The 21,130-nt window shown below is 55.2% G+C and carries 21 protein-coding genes; 6 read left to right on the top strand and 15 right to left on the bottom strand.

The features are described from left to right. Nucleotides 1–56 precede the first annotated feature (56 nt). From E8D52_17965 to galE, 3 genes are all read right to left on the bottom strand, one after another. Nucleotides 57–623, bottom strand: a complete 567-nt coding sequence (locus tag E8D52_17965; GenBank protein ID TKB66246.1) for a metal-dependent hydrolase — start codon at nt 621–623, stop codon at nt 57–59. Between the two features lie 29 nt (nt 624–652). Then, nucleotides 653–1,117, bottom strand: coding sequence for a tRNA (uridine(34)/cytosine(34)/5-carboxymethylaminomethyluridine(34)-2'-O)-methyltransferase TrmL (gene trmL, locus E8D52_17960; GenBank protein ID TKB66245.1), 465 nt, complete (start codon nt 1,115–1,117; stop codon nt 653–655). Between the two features lie 171 nt (nt 1,118–1,288). Next, complete coding sequence (galE, locus tag E8D52_17955) at nt 1,289–2,323, bottom strand: UDP-glucose 4-epimerase GalE (GenBank protein TKB66244.1); 1,035 nt, start codon at nt 2,321–2,323, stop codon at nt 1,289–1,291. Nucleotides 2,324–2,519: 196 nt separating this feature from the next. On the opposite strand from galE, the gene E8D52_17950 reads away from it, so the two are divergent. Together E8D52_17950 and E8D52_17945 are read left to right on the top strand one after the other, a co-directional pair. Continuing rightward, nucleotides 2,520–4,265 carry a tetratricopeptide repeat protein gene (locus E8D52_17950; protein ID TKB66243.1) on the top strand — a complete coding sequence of 582 codons (1,746 nt, stop codon included), beginning with the start codon at nt 2,520–2,522 and terminating at the stop codon, nt 4,263–4,265. 218 nt (nt 4,266–4,483) lie between these two features. Further along, entirely contained in the window at nt 4,484–4,714 is a 231-nt protein-coding gene (locus tag E8D52_17945) for a hypothetical protein (GenBank protein TKB66242.1), read from the top strand. Nucleotides 4,715–4,974: 260 nt separating this feature from the next. Here E8D52_17945 and bioB read toward each other — a convergent pair whose 3' ends face one another. The 8 genes from bioB to rplU all read right to left on the bottom strand — a co-directional run bounded on the left by bioB (nt 4,975) and on the right by rplU (nt 11,521). Next, nucleotides 4,975–5,967, bottom strand: a complete 993-nt coding sequence (bioB, locus tag E8D52_17940) for a biotin synthase BioB (protein TKB66241.1) — start codon at nt 5,965–5,967, stop codon at nt 4,975–4,977. 118 nt (nt 5,968–6,085) lie between these two features. Continuing rightward, nucleotides 6,086–7,486 (bottom strand): tetratricopeptide repeat protein, encoded by a 1,401-nt coding sequence (locus E8D52_17935; GenBank protein TKB66240.1) that lies wholly within the window; start codon nt 7,484–7,486, stop codon nt 6,086–6,088. 3 nt (nt 7,487–7,489) lie between these two features. Beyond that, on the bottom strand, nt 7,490–7,864 hold the full coding sequence (gene rsfS, locus E8D52_17930; protein TKB66239.1) for a ribosome silencing factor: 375 nt from the start codon (nt 7,862–7,864) through the stop codon (nt 7,490–7,492). A 28-nt stretch (nt 7,865–7,892) separates the two neighbouring features. After that, nucleotides 7,893–8,663, bottom strand: a complete 771-nt coding sequence (locus E8D52_17925; protein ID TKB66238.1) for a nicotinate-nucleotide adenylyltransferase — start codon at nt 8,661–8,663, stop codon at nt 7,893–7,895. Between the two features lie 9 nt (nt 8,664–8,672). After that, nucleotides 8,673–9,794, bottom strand: coding sequence for a glutamate 5-kinase (gene proB, locus E8D52_17920; protein ID TKB66237.1), 1,122 nt, complete (start codon nt 9,792–9,794; stop codon nt 8,673–8,675). Further along, nucleotides 9,776–10,801 carry a GTPase ObgE gene (gene obgE / locus E8D52_17915; protein TKB66236.1) on the bottom strand — a complete coding sequence of 342 codons (1,026 nt, stop codon included), beginning with the start codon at nt 10,799–10,801 and terminating at the stop codon, nt 9,776–9,778. Before obgE ends, proB begins: the two co-directional genes overlap by 19 nt. 120 nt (nt 10,802–10,921) lie before the next feature. After that, the gene (locus E8D52_17910; GenBank protein TKB66235.1) at nt 10,922–11,185 is read right to left on the bottom strand and encodes a 50S ribosomal protein L27; all 264 of its coding nucleotides are present in this window, start codon (nt 11,183–11,185) and stop codon (nt 10,922–10,924) included. Nucleotides 11,186–11,206: 21 nt separating this feature from the next. Next, a complete protein-coding gene (rplU, locus tag E8D52_17905; protein TKB66234.1) occupies nt 11,207–11,521 on the bottom strand; it encodes a 50S ribosomal protein L21 in 315 nt (104 codons plus the stop codon). A 133-nt stretch (nt 11,522–11,654) separates the two neighbouring features. Between rplU and E8D52_17900 the strand changes: the two genes are divergently transcribed. After that, nucleotides 11,655–12,086, top strand: coding sequence for a PilZ domain-containing protein (locus tag E8D52_17900; protein TKB66233.1), 432 nt, complete (start codon nt 11,655–11,657; stop codon nt 12,084–12,086). Nucleotides 12,087–12,226: 140 nt separating this feature from the next. Beyond that, complete coding sequence (locus E8D52_17895) at nt 12,227–13,141, top strand: branched-chain amino acid transaminase (protein TKB66232.1); 915 nt, start codon at nt 12,227–12,229, stop codon at nt 13,139–13,141. A 93-nt stretch (nt 13,142–13,234) separates the two neighbouring features. Here E8D52_17895 and secG read toward each other — a convergent pair whose 3' ends face one another. The 4 genes from secG to gap form a co-directional block, all read right to left on the bottom strand. Beyond that, the gene (secG, locus tag E8D52_17890) at nt 13,235–13,591 is read right to left on the bottom strand and encodes a preprotein translocase subunit SecG (GenBank protein ID TKB66231.1); all 357 of its coding nucleotides are present in this window, start codon (nt 13,589–13,591) and stop codon (nt 13,235–13,237) included. A 6-nt stretch (nt 13,592–13,597) separates the two neighbouring features. After that, nucleotides 13,598–14,380: a triose-phosphate isomerase gene (locus E8D52_17885; protein TKB66230.1), complete on the bottom strand. Its 783-nt coding sequence runs from the start codon at nt 14,378–14,380 to the stop codon at nt 13,598–13,600. Between the two features lie 40 nt (nt 14,381–14,420). Beyond that, complete coding sequence (locus E8D52_17880; GenBank protein ID TKB66229.1) at nt 14,421–15,620, bottom strand: phosphoglycerate kinase; 1,200 nt, start codon at nt 15,618–15,620, stop codon at nt 14,421–14,423. A 90-nt stretch (nt 15,621–15,710) separates the two neighbouring features. Continuing rightward, on the bottom strand, nt 15,711–16,724 hold the full coding sequence (gap, locus tag E8D52_17875) for a type I glyceraldehyde-3-phosphate dehydrogenase (protein TKB66228.1): 1,014 nt from the start codon (nt 16,722–16,724) through the stop codon (nt 15,711–15,713). A 221-nt stretch (nt 16,725–16,945) separates the two neighbouring features. Here gap and E8D52_17870 point away from each other — a divergent pair, with 221 nt between their 5' ends. Both E8D52_17870 and E8D52_17865 read left to right on the top strand, forming a co-directional pair. Continuing rightward, nucleotides 16,946–19,363: an endonuclease MutS2 gene (locus tag E8D52_17870; GenBank protein TKB66227.1), complete on the top strand. Its 2,418-nt coding sequence runs from the start codon at nt 16,946–16,948 to the stop codon at nt 19,361–19,363. A 707-nt stretch (nt 19,364–20,070) separates the two neighbouring features. After that, nucleotides 20,071–20,697: a hypothetical protein gene (locus E8D52_17865; GenBank protein ID TKB66226.1), complete on the top strand. Its 627-nt coding sequence runs from the start codon at nt 20,071–20,073 to the stop codon at nt 20,695–20,697. The last annotated feature ends 433 nt before the right edge of the window (nt 20,698–21,130 follow it).

Raw genomic sequence — 21,130 nt, 5'->3', positions numbered from 1 at the left:
TGGTCGATATCTCGGATAGCAGCTGTATTCGCCTGTCAGCTTCTCCATGGGGCTGATCAATCTCTCGGTGCGGGCTTCACGGTCCATTGAGCTGACCGCACATATCGTAGCCCACGAATGATTAAGAACCCCGCAATGGCTGGGAGCCAGATCCATGTCACCTCGCTAGCAAGCACGTGGAAAGCATGCTCGCTAAAAAATGCGCTAATGCCGATCGGAGAGACGGCGACCGGTCGAAAGGTGAAAAAGTATCGGTTTGTATCGAATGGGGAGAAGAACGCCACCCCGAGTCCACCGTCGGTCAGTGCATCGAGCAGACCATGTGATGCGGTGCAGAGGAAAAGATAGAAAAACAGGCGCATCTGTGTTGCCGTCGATTTCTCTTGGTGCCAGATACTCGTGAGAAGGACACCTAGGAGGCTGGCGAAGAAGAGTGAATGGGTCATGCCACGATGACCCCACAGGTCACCATATTGAATCCCGAAGGAAAAGCCGATGACGTCAAGATCCGGGACAATCGAACAGGCCATGCCGAGGAACAAGACCGGCCAGGTAAAGACGGGATGTCGGAGAGCCTTGCCGAGTGCGAGGGCAACGAACGCGTGAGAGAATGCCGAGGCCATGCAGCTGCCTTTTTCAAAATGAAGGAACGTCAGACCCCGTGCTCAAAACCAATCTGCCGCCAAGCTTCATACACCACGACTGCGACAGCATTCGAGAGATTGAGGCTGCGGCTCTCTGGGCGCATCGGCACACGAATGCGCTGTTCCACTGGAAACGATTCAAGGAGTGTGGAGGGGAGCCCACGTGTTTCCGGGCCAAATAAAAACACGTTGTCTTTGGTGTAGCCGGTCTGGTCATAGCGCCTGGTTCCCCTTGTGGAGACAGCGAACAGGCGGCGATCCTTGAAGTACTCCGCACAATCGGCCCAGTCGTCGTAGGTACTGATCGTGGTGAACTCATGATAGTCCAAACCGGCGCGTATGAGTTGTTTATCATCCATGGCAAAGCCAAGCGGTTTCACCAGGTGAAGCCGGACGCCGGTATTGGCGCAGAGGCGGATAATATTGCCAGTATTCGGGGGGATTTCCGGTTGGTAGAGGATGACGTCGAACATCTGAAGTGCAGTGTATCATGACAGCCGAGTGTGGCACGATGACCCTGTGGTGCGGCGGAGTGCCATCGGCAAGGCTTAATTGCAGGTTGCTGAAAAACTCATTGTGACTTCTGTAGTCGTAGCAGACATCGAGGTTTCAGACAACGCTGACCAGCTGTTGTGCGCATCCTGCTAGGTTGCTTGACGGGGAGGATTGTACCCATGAGGATTGAGGTGCTGCCATCGCCACGTGTCGGCGCACATGTCGGCGAGGCTTCGCTCAGTTCGCCAGCCGAGAAGGGCAGCTGCCTTGCTGGGATCGGCGTAACAGGCTGCGACGTCGCCGGGCCGACGAGGCGCAACGTTGTATATCACCCGCTTCCCGCTGGCCTGTTCAAAGGCCCGCACCATCTCCAGCACGCTGTAGCCGGTCCCGGTTCCAAGATTGACCGTGAGGCATTCCGCCTGGTGCGTGGATCGTCCGAGTGCGTCCAACGCTTTGAGATGTCCGTTCGCCAGATCCACGACATGAATGTAGTCGCGCACACCGGTGCCGTCAGGGGTTGTGTAGTCATCCCCGAACACGTTCAGATGCGGGCGGAGGCCGACTGCCACCTGCGCCACGAAGGGCATGAGGTTGTTCGGCGTGCCCTGCGGATCTTCACCGATCAATCCGCTCGCATGCGCTCCGACCGGGTTGAAGTAGCGGAGAATACCGATTCGCCATGAAGTATCGCTTCGTTGCAGATCTTTCAGCATCTGTTCCACCGTCAGTTTCGTTTGTCCGTAGGGATTGGTGGCGGAGAGTGGGTGATCTTCCGTCAACGGCAGCCGCTGCGGATCGCCGTACACCGTAGCAGAGGAACTGAACACCAGCGTCTTCACCCCACAGGTTCCCATTGCTTCCAATAAACGTAAAGAACCGACGACATTGTTATCGTAGTAGGACAGCGGTTGCTGGACTGACTCGCCGACCGCCTTCAGGCCAGCAAAATGCATTACCGATTGCGCACCGCTTTCTCGCAGCGCCGTCACCAGCGATGTCCGGTCGCGAATGTCGCCGCGGATGAAGCGGAGTTGTTTGCCTGTAATCCGCTGTACACGCGTGAGCGATTCGGGATGGCTGTTGGAGAAATTATCGAAGACGGTCAAGTCGTGTCCAGTCTGGAGTAGCTCGACACAGGTGTGAGACCCAATATATCCGGCACCACCGGTGACTAGAATCACGCATCATCTCCAATAGAACTCTCTACCGGGGTTTCGTCTGAAGCCAGAGTAGCGGGATCATGAGAGGAGGTCAAGCGAGGGAATGAAACTGCAAGAGCGATTTGTGTGAGGCGGTTTTGCCGGAATCCTGACTGCTATATTATTCCTGCTTCTTGGTATAGTTGATTCCACGCGCAGTGAGGTTCAAAACGGAAACATGATTGCGCCATCCAATAGGCAAGACTCTGTCGATCGGCCACGATCTCGTGCCGGCGTAGTTCTTGTGATGATCGCGTTCACATTGGCTCTGATGGCCAATCCTTGTGCCGCTGCAGATGATGGGGCAAGGCCGCTGGCAGATGAAGTAGTTGAGCATGGCAAAGCCGCATGGGACCGTGGGGCGGTCACGACGGCGCTGGAGATTCTTGATCAGGGTCTGGGCGTTCATCCGGAAGCGGTCACTCTCCACAAAGTACGCGGCGACATCCTTTCTACGTTTCGCAATCCTCAAGAGGCCGTTCAAGCCTATGACCGAGTGCTCGCTGTTCAGCCCGCTGCACTGGATGTCCGCTGGGCGAAATGGGGGCTGCTGGTCCGGTGGGGACAGGAAGAGGAGGCGATTGCAGAACTGCACAACATTGCGCAGATTGATGCGAAGAATCCGCTTATTCACTGGCGACTGGCGCAAGAACTGCGAAAGCTCGATCGGTTGGAGGAATCGCTGGAATCATACAAGCTGGCGGTCCAACTTATGCCGGATCTGCTCAGCTGGCGACTGGCACTTGCTCGTGCGCGCTTTGACGTACTGGATTATCAAGGGGCGGATGCTGACCTCCACCATGTACTCCAGCATGTGGCGCCTGGGTCTCCGCTCGAGCTCCCAGCCAAAAACCAACTTGCGCAACTCTATGAGTCGATGGACCGGGGACGGCGATTCACGCCGGTATTGACGCCGACTGCCACCGCAACTCAACTCAAAGAATGGGCGGCTCTTCGATCGGAGGCCTGGAAACTCTTTGAAGCTGGTCGCTTTCAGGAGGCAGAACCGATCTATCGCAAGCTGCTGGCGCTCAATCCAAGCGATCCTATCGCGACGCATCAGTTGGGGCTGACGCTCATGCAGTTAGGGCAGTGCAAGGAAGCGCTCGCTGTGTTTGGGAACTTGTCGAATCTGAATCCGAGTGAGGAGGACTTCGCGGATACGACCTATCGGATGGGGCAGTGCTATGTGGAGTTAGAGCGGTGGGAAGAAGCCTTCATTCACTTCCAGATGCTGTATGACACGGCTGTCGAATTTGACCAAGCCAATAAGGATGTCCCTTTCCCAGCCGGTACCCGTATCCTGGCAAAAGAGAAGATTGCTCGCTGGCTGGATAAGGTGCGGCCCCACGTTCCTGAACTGGTGAAGCTGAAAGAGGAAGAGGTGAAAGCGGAGAAGCAATCAGGTGACTCTACATCTGCACCATCGGAAGAAGCTCTGTATGCGAAGGCTGTTGAAAGGCTGAAGCCTCAGAAGACGCTGGATACTGGAGCGGCAATCGTGGGTCGGGATGCGGATTTTAGCTGGTTTCGGTTTGTGATTTCGGCAACCAAAGTCGTGCGGGACGACTCTCCGACTGGCGCTCACGAGTTCATCCCGCTGTACCCAGGCGATACATTTCCCACCACACAATCCGAAATCTACTTGGTCTTCAGACTGGTATCGGATTCGTTCGATGCCGTGCCGCTGACCGCACGATGTGGATTGGAAACATCTGACATGGCTGAAGATCCGCAGACGACAGTCCAAGATCGCGTCATGACAACGACGAACGATCGATCAGGGTATTTCCTGCTGACCCCTCAGAAATCCAGCTGGACATCCGGGTACTATCGTTGCGGCCTCTTTGCCGGAGAACAGACCTCCGCCTATTCCTATGTCGATGAAGTCCGGTTCCGGATCATCGAACCCAACCGGCCTTGATAACTCGTTCGGCTTCGCCTCGTGAGAAGACATCTGGATCTGTTCAATCATATGCGTATCAACGACTCTGCCGGATCCTTAGGAGCCTCCATTGAGCAGTCAATTTTGTCTTCAACTGCCAAGTTGAGCATGTCGACGTTCCACCACGATGGTCCATGCGTACCTAGATCCACTAGGTGCAATTGAACTCCCTGTCTATAAGTATGTAGACTGAAAGAATGATGCCTAGCAAAACTCCGTCAACAGATAATTGGTGGCTTAGGGGTGTCATCGCGCGATCTGTCGGAATCATCGCCATTGCCATCGGGTTCGTCATTGGCATGTACGGACTCGATCATCCTGACTCGCATTGGCTGCAGACCGCATTGGGGTTACTCGTGACAGGGATGGTGGCCCAAGGCTATGCGTTGTACTGCTCGATCAAACGGATGCAGCAACTGAATTCCTGATTAGGCTTTCCTCGGCTCGCGTGACCAGCCCCGATACCACCAGTATCAGCCGTCACTGAGCAGCTCGTGATTGATATTGGTGAGAAAGGCGCCTGACTTCCTACATCATCTTAGCTATGTTCCGTGCCGCTTTGGCCGCTCGGCGTAGCTCGCGTCCGATGCTCTGGGCAATCCTTGTGTTCTCCGTCTGGTGTTTTGTCTATATGGGACTCTCTCCAGCAGCTTTGGAGCGAGTCCGGTCGGGTTGGTTACTCTATCGATCAGCCGGCGACAGGCTGCTGATAATCCACTTCGATGGTGAAGCCCAAGTCTTTGATCATGCCCCAGACTTCGGGAGCTGGTGCGCCTGGAGTCGTGAGGTACCCGTTCACAAAGACGGAGTCGGCAGGATACAGTGCCAATGGTTGAAGGCTACGGAGGTTGTGCTCTCGCCCGCCGGCGATGCGAATTTCGGTATGAGGGTGGAGGAACCGGAAGAGGCACAGTACTTTTAAACAGCGTTGTGGAGTGAGGTTATCGGCCTCTTCGAACGGGGTACCGGAGACTGGGGTGAGCATGTTCAAGGGAATGGAGTCCGGCTTGACGTCCCGCAGGGCCGTTGCCAGATCGATCAGGTCTTCGTCTGTTTCGCCCATGCCGACGATCCCACCGGAGCAGATTTCCAGTCCCGCTGCACGCGCATTCTTGATCGTTGCCAGCCGGTCTTGGAAGGTGTGGGTCGTGCAGATTGACGCATGGAAAGCTTCACTGGTGTTCAAATTGTGGTTCACTCGATCGACGCCGGCGGCTTTCAGGCGTTTGGCTTGAGATTCACTCATCAGACCGAGTGAGCAACAGATCTGAATCGGAACTTCCTGTTTAATTGAGCGGACCGCTCCGGCAATTTCGTCGATTTCCCGATCCAATGGGCTGCGCCCGCTGATGACGATGCAATAGCGCTGGGCTTTGGAGGCGGCTGCTTGTCGCGCGCCTTCCATCATCTGCTTCTGCGGGAGTAGGTTGTATCGCTCGATCGGCGCCGTTGAAATGGACGACTGCGAACAGTAGTGGCAGTCTTCTAGGCAGGCTCCGCTCTTGGCATTCTGAAGCATTTGGAGCCGGACGGTACGGCCAAAGTATTTGGATCGGACTTGAAAGGCTGCGTGCAACAGCGCAAGCAATTCATTATCCGGCGCATTTAAGATGGAACGGCACTCGTCTCTTGTTAGGGGTTCGTCATTGAGGGCCTTGTCTGCCAAAGTCAAATAGGTCATGGGATCCTCAAAAAGTCGTGATGTGACAATGAATTGTTGTGCTGCCGATGTATTGAATCGAAGAGAGAGGTTCCACAAAACTGCCAGGTCAAATCATCAGCAGATACTGGCGGGAAACCTACACGGTTTCAAACGGAGAAGCAATGCCTTGGTAGGGCACGGAGGGGACAGATGAGGGCTCTCCGGCGGAGCTGGCAGCGGTTTGGCCGGCTTCGAGCCAGGGGAGGGCGGTGAGGGTATTCCATTTGGCGCAGCGGCGGCAGCGGCCCGACCATTCGACGGATTCCTGCTGACATTGGGTGCAGATATAGGGGACCACCACACGTTTCTTGAAGCTGAGGGCCTTCTTCAATTCCACAATGGTTTCTTCGAAATGCTGCTTCCGCAAGTACAGGTTGGCCATGATCTTGTGATAGTCCAAGAGATGATCCTGTGGTCCTTCGATTGTCGACAGCTGATCGAACGCCTCATCCACCATTTCCAGCCGATAGTAGAGCTTGCCCAGGTAGAACTGGAGCACCGGATTCTGCGGGTCTTGCTGCAAGGCCTCCTGATAGACCCGAATGATTTCGCTGGGCTCGCCTTGATCCAGAAACAGCTCTTCCAGTCGGTGGAGGATGATCACGCTGCGGGTCCGCGAGTAGACTTTTTTCAAGATTTCGACGGCATCCTTCGTTTTGCCTTCATGGATCAGAATTTCGCCGATTCCGATATAGGCAGGCAGGAAACTCCGATCTTTCTTAATTGCTCCTCTGAAATAGCGCCGGGCTTTATCAGGATGCCCACGTTCAAGTAGTTGCCTCCCGACTTCATACATGCATCCGACAAGCAGAGCGGCTTCGGCTTGTTGCTCAGGGGCGGGAAGATTGGCTTTGAGTAAACGATGTTGGATCTCAAGCGCGTCGCTCCACCGCTCCATACGGGTATTGAGATTCCGTTTCCGGATGAGCGCGGTCAGGTTGTCGGGTTCGATCTTGAGGATTTGCTGAAGTGCCTGAAGCGCCTCCTCGTACCGTTTGGCGTCCTCCAGATCCTTGCCCAATTCTAACAACACCTCGATGTTTCGATCGTCCACTCGTTGCGCATGTTGATGGAGTCGGATCGCTTCAGGGACGTTCCGCTCTGATCGATAGATATTCCCCAGCCACAGGAGCGAATCGACTCGATTGGGGTCGATCGCCAGGGCCTTCTCCAAGAGCGTGATGGCGTCCAAGGTACGTTTTGACATGAATGCATGGGTTCCGTCTCGGTGGAGGGTGTCGACCTTCTCTTTTCGACGCACCAGGCGGTTGCTGCGCCAATTCAGGATTAAGTGCGCCGTTTGCTGGAGCCCCACGACGAAGGTCGCAATCACTGCCCCACATGCCATGGAGATCAAGACAAGCGTGACAGGGCTGAGCTCGAACTCCGCGCCAGGAGCCGTATGGATGAGGATTGTCCCTGGATTCAGTTCGCGGAAATAGCTGTAGATGAATACGCCGGCGCTGATGAGGAAAATAGTAATCAGCAGCTTGAACATGGCCTAGACCATCTTCTGTGAAATCGCCTTCTGGGTCATCCGCCCCTGTGCGGCGGCTATCGGAGCCGACGCTTCGCCAGGAAGGGGAATCTGCTGCGCATCGCTCCACAGACGCTCAAGGGCATAATGCGAGCGCGTGTCTTGTCTGAATACATGGGCGACCACATCGCCAAAATCGATCAGGACCCACTGGCCCGATGTGGTGCCTTCAAGACTTAGTGGCCGTTGACCCACGTGTGCGAGGACATCAGCGACGGAATCAGCGATCGCGCGTGTTTGCCGGTCGGATTCAGCCGACCCAATGACTAAATAATCAGCGAGTGACGTGAGCGGGGCGACATGGAGGACTTGGACATCAAGGGCCTTCTTGTCGAGCATGGCCCTGGCTACAGCGAGGGCGGTGGCCTTAGATGCGCGTGTGATCGCTCTCCTCCTGATAAAGACTATGCCGAAGTATATAAGATTGTATCAGGGGGGGCAACATATTTACCACGGAGAGTTTGTTCTGGACTCTCCGTCTAATCTCTGAGGCCGAGGTGGGACAGGGTGGAAAGGCGAGGCAGGTGACTCCTGGATCAGAGGGGATGGCGATATCTAGTCTGTTGCGGGTACCGGTGTCTAGCCCTGTCAATCTATCAGGATCAAGTGTGGGGAGCAGTGACATTCCCGCCAATGCCCGAAAAGATTGCCCCGGTCTGGGAACGACCACGAAATGGCAGATCCGTAAGAGCTCTTCTGGTTCTCTCCATGTCGGGAAGTCTAGAAACGCGTCGAGTCCTATAATGAAGAACAGTTCCGTGGATGGGCCATAGTGGTGTTGTAATGCTCGGATAGTATCGATCGAGTAAGATTTTCCCTTTCGCTGTATCTCGATGTCCGATACTGTGAACAGCGGGTTGTCAGCAATCGCTAGCCGGACCATTTCAAGCCGAACATTCGCCGGAGCCAGTGAGCCATCCCGCTTATGAGGTGGATCGCCGGTTGGTATGAAAAGGACCTGGGAGAGCTGCATGCGCTCATGGACATGCTGAGCAATGGTCAGGTGACCATTATGAATAGGGTTGAAGCTTCCACCAAGCAGGCCCACTTTGAGGGGCGAGAGTTTGGTGCTCGCCTCGCTGCCCGGGCGAAGCGGGCTGAGTGCTGGGTGTTGGAGATCGGGGCTCGAAGAATTCATGACTCCGCACTAGAGGATGACTAGGTTGTCTCGGTGAATAACTTCCTCATACTCTTGAGGTCCAAACTGTGCCTGAATGTCCGTGGTCTTGAGACCTTTCATCTGCCCTAATAAGTCGGACGACACGTTTACCAGGCCTTTTGCGAATTCTTTTCCGTCCGTATCGAGGCAGCTGACCGGATCGCCGGCTTCAAATGATCCCGTCACCTGGAGGATCCCGGATGCCAGCAGGCTTTTGCCTCGCTTGGTCAAGGCATCTACCGCCCCCTGGTCGAGATGGATCTGGCCGTGAGGGCGCAGCGTAAAGGCGATCCAATGTTTACGACTGGTCAGCCGACGCTCCCTGGCGAGAAAGAGACTGCCACCGGGTTCTCCGCTAAGGACTGTTGGGAGAAGTCCGGCCCGTTCGCCATTGAGCACTAATGTCGGAATTCCGTACTCACCGACTTTCTTGGCGGCTCGAAGCTTGGTCGCCATTCCGCCGGTCCCTTCAAAGGTGCTGGACACTCCTGCCAGGCGCTCGATATCTTCGGTAATCTCGGCAATCAGCGGAATCAAGGTCGCCGACGGGTTCTTGCGTGGATCTTCCGTATACAGTCCGTCAACGTCAGAGAGAATCACCAGCAAGTCCGCATCGGCCAGGTGAGCCACTTCGCTCGCGAGAGTGTCGTTATCACCGACCCTGATTTCATCGACCGCGACGGTGTCGTTTTCATTGATGATGGGCACGATGCTGAAACCGATGAGTGCCGCGAGTGTATGGCGAGCATTCAGAAATCGGCGGCGATCAGCGAGATCCTGGTGGGTGAGCAGAATCTGCGCCACGTGAATATTGAGACGTTCAAACGCTTTTTCATAGGCCCACATGAGCCGGCTCTGCCCCACGGCTGCGGCCGCTTGCTTGATGGGGAGGCTCTTGGGATACTCCTTCAGTTCCAACTTTCGGATACCGGAGATGATGGCACCGGAAGTGACCACCAGGATTTCCCGACCTGCGGTTCGGAGTATTGCGATGTCATCAGCCAATCGCTCAATGTGTTGGGGGCGCAGACCTTCCGCACGCGACGCGATCAGGCTGCTGCCGATCTTGACGACGATCCGCTTCGCGTGTCCTAGGAGCTGGTCTCGCATGGCGTCTTCCGTACACGCATGACCTGTTTCCCGAGGTAGGTGATCAAGTCAGCAAGCCCGTGATTCGTGGCGGCGGAAATCGGCAAGCACGGATAGCCGTTGAGGTGACAATAGGTCTGCAGCTGAGCCAGCCGTTCGCTTGTGCCCATCACATCGATCTTGGTTGGCACGACGGCGAAAGGGCGTGTGGTGAGCCCTCCGTCATAGGCGGCAAGTTCTCGTCGCAAGGTCTCAAAGCTGGCTAGGGGATCATCAGGGGCCCATTCTGAGACATCGATCAAGTGGAGCAAGAACGCGGTTCGTTCGATGTGGCGGAGAAACTGTATGCCCAGGCCTTTCCCCTCGTGGGCGCCTTCAATCAGGCCGGGAATATCGGCCACGACAAAACTTCCTTCGGATCCCAACCGGACAATGCCGAGATTGGGGATCAACGTCGTGAAGGGATAGTCAGCAATCTTGGGCCGGGCCGCTGAGATGGCTGCAATGAGCGTCGATTTGCCGGCGTTGGGAAAACCAACCAGTCCGACGTCGGCGAGCAGTTTCAGCTCAAGTCGCAAGGTTCGTTCTTCGCCAGGAGTTCCGGGAGTACACTTCGTCGGCACTCGATTGACGGAGGTTGCGAAGTTGCTGTTGCCTTTCCCGCCTCGCCCTCCGTGGGCGATGACAGCCGTTTGGCCATCTTCGATGAAATCCACGAGTGTTTCGTTCGTTTGGTCATCGGAGACAATGGTGCCAACTGGAACCGTGATGGTCCGATCTTCTCCGGAACGACCCGTGCAATTGGATCCTCCACCGTGTCGCCCGTTTTCAGCCTCATAGTGGTTGAGGTAGCGGAGGTCAAGTAGGGTCGTCAAGCGATGAGATGCGGTCATGACGATGTCGCCACCGGTGCCTCCATCTCCACCGTCTGGGCCTCCACGCGGAACAAACATCTCTCTGCGGAAACTGCAGATGCCGTTTCCGCCACGACCGGCTCGTACCGCAATGTGTGCTTCATCGATAAACATAATCTCTCAACGTTCGGTAGCCTGCTCGGTCACGACGAGTAGGAAAGTACACCCGACTCTGAGCGAGAGGCAGAGAGAATTTAGCCAGTGTGATCGTAACGGAAGAGGCAGGAAAGCGAATTAGGACTTGGCCGGAATAGGATATACACTGACTTTTCGTCTGCCACGTCCACCTTCGAACTTGACCACACCGCCCATAGTAGCGAATAGGGTATGGTCTCTTCCAAGGTCCACATTGAATCCAGGGAAAAATTTGGTGCCGCGTTGGCGGACGATAATGCTGCCGGCTGTTACGGTCTCACCACCATAGGCCTTGACCCCCAAATATTGAGGATTGCTGTCACGACCGTTACGTGAAGATCCGCCACCTTTATTTGTTGCCATGAGTAAGTCCTTCTTATGTCTTTAGGCTGTTGCAATATTCGTAATCAACAGCTTGGTGAATCCTTGTCGGTGTCCACGGGTGCGGCGATAGCCCTTGCGGCGCTTTTTCTTAAAAACGGTAATTGATCGGGTTCGACCTTGCTGCACGATTTCAGCCGTGACCTTGGCCCCGTTAATGAGAGGCTGTCCAAGTAGAATACCAGCGTCACCATGCACGAGACGGACCTGGCCGAGTTCTACCTCAGCCCCGACGTCTCCTGGCAGCCGTTCGACCTGAACCGTTGCCCCAGCCTCGACTCGATATTGCTTTCCACCTGTTTCAACAATCGCGTACATATTATTCCTTTTCCGAGCGTGAAGAACGGTTCATTTAACATGGGGATGAGAGAGGTGTCAAGACATACCAGGAGCAACAAGCGAGTCGTTGATATAGACATGGGCCCCTCTTTAGAGGACTAGGAGAGCGATCGTGCCGACACGTATGCTGAGCGCTACCATTGCGAGGGCATGTTTCTGGTATTTCCACGAAACAAAATCGGGAGATGACAACAAGATCATGGCTCACATCAACAAGTTTGTGATCCGTACCTATCATCGGATTCCCGTTCGCTGTGTTGTGTATTATCTGGGGGGAGATTTCCTCGGGAAAGGAACGGTGATAAACCTCTGTCGTAACGGGTTTCGCGTCCTGGGGGATCATCAAGTAGCCCCTGGAATGGAACTGGTTGTCCGGCTCACCCTTCCCGATAAGGATGAGCCAGTCGAAATTCAGCGCGTCGTGGTTCGATGGGTGCGCGGCCTGTTGTTCGGTGGCAAGGTCGTAACCTTGAGTCCCGTGGGAGAAGAGCGAGTTGGAACGTTTCTGAGTGCCCGCCTGCGTGCCTATTGCGCCTCCACGTAAGTGTTTCCATCACGATGTGAATGGTTCGGAGTCAATCACCGTCCTGGTTGCTTGACCCACGTTTGACCTCACGCTATAGTCCGTCACGCCCGCCCCCGCAGGCGGGATTGAGTACTATCGCTCGCTGGAGATCGTCTTCAATGTTGGAACCAGTTGAAAAGATCTGGATGGATGGGAAATTCGTGAGGTGGGAGGAGGCCAATGTCCATATTCTCACCCATTCGCTGCACTATGGCCTTGCTGCGTTTGAAGGTATTCGGTGCTACAAGGGACAATCGGGATCCGCCATCTTCCGGCTTCAGGAGCATGTCGATCGACTGTTTGATTCGGCCCATATCGGCATGATGGCGATGCCGTATGACAAAAAGCAGATCACCGAGGCCATTATTGAAACCGTTCGAGTCAATCGTCTCGATGCCTGTTACATTCGTCCGTTGGTCTATGTTGGGTATGGGGCGATGGGCATCCATCCAGGGGAGAATCCGATTCGGGTGGGCATTGCTGCCTGGAGGTGGGGCGCCTATTTGGGGGATGATGCATTGGCCAATGGGATGCGTGCCTGCATCTCGTCCTTTACGAGGCACCATGTGAATGTGTCCATGACCAAGGGGAAAATATCCGGGTACTATGTGAACTCCATTATGGCTAAACGGCAGGCGAAGGCCGATGGATATGACGAGGCGATTCTTCTTGATCCGGAAGGTTATGTTGCTGAGGGAACAGGAGAGAATGTGTTCATCGTTCGACGGGGCGTCCTCAAGACGACGCCGTTGACGTCGGTGCTTGAAGGGATTACGCGAAACTCCGTCATCCAATTGGCTCAAGAACGGAACATCGTCGTGGTGGAGGAACGATTCACGCGGGATGAAATGTATATTGCTGACGAAGTATTTGTGACGGGAACCGCTGCAGAGTTGACCCCGGTACGAGAAATCGACAACCGGCGCATCGGAAATGGTGCCCCTGGACGGATTACACGTGCCCTCCAAGACACCTTCTTTTCAATCGTGCGAGGGGAAGACCTCGCGCACGAGTCCTGGCTGACTCGTATCTGACACCTTGCAGGCCGAAAGGCATCAACCGTCAATCAAGTCAAATTGAACCGAGGCTCGCTCGATTGCCGAATGACGCCCTGACGAAGAATGAGGTCAGTGGCCTGCCGCTGGAGTTTCCCCAGAAGGATGCGAATCTCCTGAAGGTTGAGCGGGTGAAGCAGCCGGGGGAGCTGTGGGTTCGCTCTTAGGCTGCATATCGATGACGGTCGAAGAGAAGTTTCGTTGCTTGGCTAAAATCGCCAGACTGAGCGATGTCACCATGAACACGGCCGCCACAACGACCGTCAGCTTGCTCAAAAAGTTTGCTGGGCCACGGCTACCGAACACCGTCTGACTGGATCCACCAAACGAGGCACCGATTTCCGCCCCCTTTCCTGATTGGAGAAGAATCGCTCCAATCATCAGGAAGCAGATAAAAACATGGACAATAACCAGCAACGTATACAGCATGAGATCTCAGACTCCGGTGGATCGCGCAACAGAAGCGACTGTTGCAATTGTAGCAAAGGACTCGACTTGGAGACAAGCGCCACCGATGAGTGCGCCGTCGATCTGGTCCGAGGCCAGTAACGATTCTATATTGTGTGGCGTGACGCTTCCTCCATAGAGAATTCTGGTGCAGTCGGCAACTGCGGCAGAGGCTACGGTGGCAAGGACTTGCCGAATCGTCCGGTGGGCGGCAATGGCTTGCTCAACCGTCGCCGACTTTCCCGTACCGATGGCCCAGACTGGTTCATACGCGATGGTAATGGTGGCCAACGCCTCCGTGGCAAGGCCGGACAGACCGTCGTGCACTTGCTGTGTCAGTACGTGGTCGGTCGTGCCGTTGTCTCGTTGTGCAAGTGTTTCACCGATGCAGAGGATGGGGCGCAACCCGTGCTTGAGCGCCGCTTGAATTTTCTTCTGGGTCAGGTCTCCCCGTTCACCAAAGAGCGTTCGCCGCTCTGAATGCCCAACAATGACATAGCGACAACCGAGATTCTTCAGCATCGGTGCAGAGACTTCTCCCGTGTAGGCACCGTGATCCTCCCAGAACAGATCCTGCGCTCCAAGTTGAATCGGAGACGAGGCGCCCAACGCCAGGCGAACTGATTCCAGCGCAGTAAACGGGGGGGCCACGACGAGCTCAAGGTTTGCAGACTGAGCAGGAACACGAGCGAGCAGGTCGCGCATGAAGACAGTCGCTTCAGACGCGGTCTTGTTCATCTTCCAGTTGCCGACGATCAGGATAGTACGCACAGTGACTCTCGAATCTCTGTTACTTTCTGAAAAGTATTGATTAGCTTGGACGATCAGGCAGTGCCGCGAGACCTGGAAGGATTTTGCCTTCTAGCAATTCCAGCGCCGCGCCACCTCCGGTCGAGATGAACGACATGTTCTCGGATTCGCCGGACCGATGAACGGCCAGCGCCGTCTCGCCGCCGCCGACGATGGTGAGCGCATAGGCATCAGCGATGGCGTGAGCCATCGCCATCGTGCCTCGGGCGTAGGCGTCGATTTCAAACACACCCATGGGTCCGTTCCACAGAATAGTTTTTGCATTTTGGACCGCTTCATTGAACAGTTTTACGGAAGCTGGGCCAATGTCGAGGGCATACCATCCTTTGGGGATTTCCTGCACGGGGACGATTTTTGTTTCAGCGCCAATCTCTCGGCTGGCTGCGACAACACAATCGACGGGCAGGTAGAATTTGACTCCTCGTGAGAGCGCATGCTCTTCGATTCCTCGGGCAAAATCCAACATGTCCATTTCACAGAGGGAATTGCCGATCTCCATGCCTTTGGCCTTTAAGAAGGTAAACGCCATGCCGCCGCCGATGATGACCTTATCGACCTTCTTCCCGAGATTCTCAATGACGCCGATTTTTCCGGACACCTTGGCGCCTCCCAGAATCGCGGCAAACGGGCGCACGGGATTGGCGACGGCGCCTTCGAGATATTCAATTTCCTTCTTGAGTAGCGCACCTGCTGCCGCATCTTTAATGTACTTTGTAATCCCAACCGTCGATGCATGGGCCCGGTGTGCTGCTCCAAATGCGTCATTGATGAAGACATCGCCAAGCGAGGCCAGGGCTTTGGCGAAGGTGTCGTCGTTTTTTTCCTCCCCGGCATGAAAACGAAGATTTTCCAGCAAGAGGACATCTCCGTCTTTCATCTTGGCGACCAGCTTCTCGACGGCTGGGCCGATACAGTCCGGAGCGAAGACCACCTCTTTCCCGAGTAGTCGTCCTAGCCGTTTTGCGACAGAGGCGAGGCTGTATTTTGGCTCAAAGGCAGCCTTCGGTCGACCGAGGTGAGAGCAAAGAATGACTTTGGCGCCTTCATCGACGACGCGATTGATGGTCGGCAGGGTCGAGCGAATGCGGGTGTCGTCAGTAATTTGCAACGATTCATCGAGCGGCACGTTGAAATCAGCGCGGATGATCACGCGCTTGCCACGAAGCTGCACATCGTCGATCGTTTTCTTGTGCAAGTTCATCAGGCGCTCCTCCCATCGGTGCTGTGAACTGAGAAATTGCTTAGAGAGATGGATTCGTGTGAGGACCGCCCATCATCCCTGGTGCCGCATTCAGTGAGTAACAGATTTTCCGGCCAGGACCTTGACCAGGTCGCGGACTCGGCATGAATACCCCCATTCATTGTCGTACCACGCCGTGACCTTGACGAGACGCTTGTCCACCACGTTGGTCAACGGAGCATCGACGGTGGCCGAGTGAGGGTCCCCTTTTTGGTCGATCGAGACGAGGGGTTCTTCGGAGTACTTAAGAATGCCTTTGAGCGGACCATCCGCAGCCTTTTTGAAGGCCGCATTGACGGATGCGATATCGCAATCCCTCTCAGTTTCGACGGTCAGATCGACCAGCGAGACATTCGGGGTCGGGACGCGAATGGCAAGCCCATCCAATTTACCCTTGAGTTCGGGGATGACCAGATGCAAGGCCTTGGCCGCTCCGGTGCTGGTCGGGATCATCGACATGCCGGCTGCGCGGGCGCGTCGAAGGTCTTGATGGGGCAGATCCAACAATTGTTGATCGTTGGTGTACGAATGGATGGTGGTCATCACGCCATGTTTGATGCCGAATGTTTCCAGCAAGACCTTTGCCACCGGCGCCAGACAATTAGTCGTGCAGGAGGCATTGGACACAATGTGATGCGATTTCGGATCGAGCTTGTCTTCGTTCACTCCGAGTACGATGGTCACATCGGGATCTTTCGACGGGGCCGAGATGATCACATGCTTGGCCCCGGCGGATAAATGTTTGCCTGCCGCGTCTCGGTCGGTAAATCGGCCTGTCGATTCGATCACCACGTCCACGTTCAGTGCCTTCCAGGGCAGCTCTTTCGGATCTTTCATCGCGAGCACTTTGATGGGGGTCCCATCAACAAAAATTTGGTCTTCCTTGGCTTCAACCGTGGACGGCAGAGTCCCGTGTACAGAGTCGTACTTGAGCAGGTATGCGAGCGTTTTGGCGTCTGTAAGATCGTTAATGGCGACAATCTGCAGATCTTTGTCGCCCATCGAGGCGCGGAACACGTTGCGTCCGATGCGTCCAAATCCATTAATTCCAACTCGAATGGCCATAGCGTAATCCTCTACATAAGTAAATGAGTTCAGTATAACCAGGTGTTTCGTCGGGACAAATGATAGTATCGATGCCTTCTCCTTGTTGTCAAGGTTTGAGACGAGGCTCAGTGGAAAGGAGAGAAGACGGTTTCGTGGGTTCCGAGACTCACCCATCTTGCCCGTCGATCGAGAGCTTGGCTTGAGTTTGACCGTCAGTCTGGTGTACCGCCTATTTTGACATGAATACATCATTATCAGATCGCGCGATGCAGGTGTTGGAGTGGTCTCGTGTCCTTGAATTCCTTGCACAGCATGCACAATCAGCGATGGGGGGTGTTCAATGCCGGTCGCTTATCCTATCGAGCGACCTCGCGGAGGCGTGCCTGCGCCAACAAGAGACGACCGAGATGGTGAGATTGCTGGAGGGGAGTGATCCGATGCCAGCGCTCAGCTTTCCCGATATTCGTGAAGAACTGATCCGATCCGGAAAGGGCGGAACGCTTGAGGCTGGTGAGTTACGAGACTGTGCGGTGGTGCTGGCCCTGATGGCAGACGTTGAGCGATATGCTGAGTCTCATCAAGGCAAGATGCAGGTTCTGGCGCGAGTCTTGGAGCCGCTGCATATCACAAAAACTTTGAAGGGAGTCCTGAAGGCTATTGAGGGCGCGATTCAGTCGGACGGCTCCATGAAAGACACGGCTTCGCCGGAGCTACGGCGTCTGACGCATCAGGCGCAGGGGTTGAAGCAAGAGATGCGGCAGCAGCTAGAGCAGCTCCTCCATTCCAAGCGCTATGAGGATGTCCTGCAAGAGTCGTATTTTGCCCAGCGAGAGGGGCGTTACGTTGTGCCGGTGAAGGCGGACATGCGGGGGAGAATTCCTGGGATTGTCCACGATGTGTCGTCCAGCGGGGCCACCGTCTTTCTGGAGCCGCGGGAGTTGGTTGAACTGAACAATTCCATCAAAGTGGCGGATTTGGAGATTGAACGGGAGGTCCAGCGTATCTTACGGGAGCTCACGACGGTGGTCGCTTCAAAAGCGGCCGAGATTGAGCAAGGGATCGAGGTGCTGGCCGAATGTGATGTGATTAGAGCCAAAGCCGAGATGAGTCGTCGGTTGAAGTGTCATCCCGTCCTCTTGAATGAGGATGGTCGCGTGATGCTCACGCAGGCACGGCACCCGCTGTTGCTCATCGCGAAAGATCATGTCGTCGCGAACGACATTCTCATGGACGAGAAGATTCGTGTCCTTGTGATTTCCGGGCCGAATACGGGAGGGAAGACTGTCACGCTCAAAATCGTCGGACTCTTTGCCCTCATGGCGCGGGCCGGACTGCATCTCCCCTGCGCTCCGGAATCGGAGATGGCATTGTTTACCGATCTCTATGCCGATATCGGTGATGCGCAGGATCTGACCCGCGATCTGTCCAGCTATTCCGCCCATATGACAAGCATGATCCAACTCCTGTCCGAGAGCGCTGCTCGACCGATGTCGAGTGCACGCCCCACATCTCGATCTCTTGTCCTCCTTGATGAGCCAGTGACCTCCACCGATCCGCAAGAAGGCGCGGCGTTGGCCGAGGCGCTGCTGTGCCGCTTGGCTGAGCTAAACATGAAGGTGGTGGTGACGACGCATTACGGCTCACTCAAAGAGCTGGCGCAGACGACCTCCGGTTTTATGAATGCCAGTGTGGAGTTCGACGTGGAACGATTGGCGCCGACCTATCGATTGTTTATCGGGATTCCTGGCGGGTCATCGGCATTGGAGATCGCCGGTCGTCTGGGTATGGATCAAAGCATTCTCAACGATGCGCGGAGGCGGTTACATCATGAGGACCATCGGCTAGACGAATTGATGGCTGATTTGCAGCGCAAGCAACGCCAATTGGCCGACGACGGTGAGAGGGCCCGGCGAGCCAGGCACGAAGCAGAGCAGGTGGCTCGGGAGGTACAAGCGCTTCGAGCGCAACTGGAAGAAGCCGAGCAGGAGGCTCAACGGGGTCTTAAGAAGAAACTGGGCGAACAATTTCAGCGGGCACGGGCAGAGGTCCAGGCCACTGTTGATTCCTTGAAGCGTGAGCAGAAACTCATCAAGGCTAAGGAGACGAAACAGCGGTTGCATGAGTTGGAGACGAAAACCAGGCAGGAGCTTACGCCGGCCAGCACGCCGATTCCCCTTGAACAGCTGGATGTCGGGGATAGCGTGGAGATCGCCGGTTTAGGGATGACCGGAAGCCTATTGGAAACACCACAAGGGAAAAAGCGAGTCCGCGTGAAAGTCGGGGAGGGTGAAGTTTTGGCCAGCGTGTCAAACCTTATTGGCATCCCGCGTGAGCCGCATCCTGTGACAGCCCAACCGGTCTCATCGGTTTCAGGTTATCGTCGAGTTTCGACGAGCAATGGACTGGGGCTTGATGAACAGACCGTGGTGGATGTGCGGGGCCAAGCTGCGGATGAGGCACTTGATCGGGTTGTGGCGGCCTTGGATCGGGCGACTCTGGATGGGGCGCCGTTCCTCCGCATCATTCACGGCCACGGCACTGGTCGACTCAAATCTGTTTTGCGTGAGTACCTGAAAGATTCGCCCTATGTGGCGCACTTTCGCCCAGGTGACAAGGCTGAGGGCGGAGATGGAGTGACGGTGGCAAAATTGCGGTGATTGGTTTGCTGTACTATTTTCCGTTACAGCGAGGGCGTTCTTCACAATAGTCGATGCTCGCCTGTATTGTTTCTGATCCATCCCTGTATCTAATTCGATACCACATCTGATTCAGTCATCCATCCGTTCTGTACCCTCTCGTGTTCTATCAAGTTCTGTAACTATCTGCTCTTACAATGGTTTTGAAGTATGGCGGCATCAGTATTTTTGCGTGGCATCCAGTTTGCTTTGTAGTTTTCATCAAGAGATGTTCTCCAACTATCCATCTATCGTGAGGAGGTTCGTCATGCGTCGGTCAGTATCGAAGGAAAACCAAACCATGAATAAGTTCGATGCGAAGCGGCTGAGAAAATTGGAGCAGGAGAATGGCCTGCTCAAGCTCTTGTATACGGATCTGTTGCAAAAATTCTCGGCAATGAAGGATGGCCTTACCAGAAACGCGGGACTGTGCTGAGGACTTGAGGGCCTGGATAGTTCTCGATAGAGTGGCTGTGTCTCTTACCAGCTCGCTGAGGCCCTAGCGCTAGGCAAGCAGTCCCTTTGGTTTGTACGCGCCTGATCAGGGCACTGATCCTACATTCCTAGGCTAGACCTCGCTGTCCGAGAGTGCTAGTATCCAACACTGACAGTATTCCTACGCAAGTCTGTCTGAGGCGCCGGCGGGTCAGTACAAGCCGCACCGTGGCACGACGTGAAGGAGGACGACCATGAAACCCACTGCGACGGAACGAGATGCACCGAAGCCGTCCCTGCATGCCAACAAAGAAACCAGTTCCCATGACGACAGCCGCAAGCCATTCCCAGAAGAGAACCGGAACCAGCCCGATGGGCTTGCCAAGGTCCAGGAATTGCTCTTCGGCGCGCAATTCCGTGAACATGCGCAGCGCATTGCCCATCTTGAAGAATCGCTCACGCGTGTCGCCGGCGAATGGAAACAGGAATTGAACAGTCGATGTGACTCGCTTGAATCGTCCATGAAGCGACATGTCGAGGCGCTCACGGCCCAGATCAAAAGCGAGCACGAGGGCCGGGCTCAGTCGAGCGCCGGTCTGTTGCGCGACCTGAACGAATTGGGGAAGACGGTCTCGGCCAGTACCGCTCAGCTGCACCAACAGGCTTCGACCGAAAGCCGTGAATTGCGTCAGCAGATTGCCGATCAACAGCAGGCTCTGTTGGCTGAGATGCACCAGAAAAACAAAGAGCTCTCAGGTGTCATGGAGTCAGCCTTGAGGGAGTTGCGGCGGGAAAAAGTCACGCGTGCCGCACTCGCAGAATTGTTCACCAAATCCGCCCAGTCGTTAGGTGAAGACCTCGCCCAAACTCGTGGCAAGTAATGGACACAAGGCCTGGAAACAGAGTCGGCAGGGAAGTGCGATTCCGAGCACAGGGAACGATCGGCTGAAAGCCACAGACTATCATCGCGCCTGAAATCCGCTTGACCACGGGAGCAAGGCCATGCCTGACTTTCCCGAACGTAGCACATCGACAGCTCCATATCCGAACGGCAATCTAGAAGAACTCCAGGAATTGCTCCTTGAGGCGGAACGAGACCGACTCGACCGACTCGAATGCGATCTCAACCAACTCGACGATCGCGTCAAAAATAAGGTCATCGACGCCTCCGTTGTCGCCAACGTCTTGCCGGATGCTATCCGTCAACGGACCAAACAGGATGAGTATCTGAAGAAATCCTTGGTGCCCATCATCGCCAATGTCGTTGCGCGTGTCCTCAAAGGCTCGGCACCGGACATTGTCGTCGCGATTTCC

Source organism: Nitrospira sp., from assembly GCA_005116745.1.
Classification (GTDB): Bacteria; Nitrospirota; Nitrospiria; order Nitrospirales; family Nitrospiraceae; genus Nitrospira_D.
This window is presented reverse-complemented; position numbering and strand designations above follow the sequence as displayed.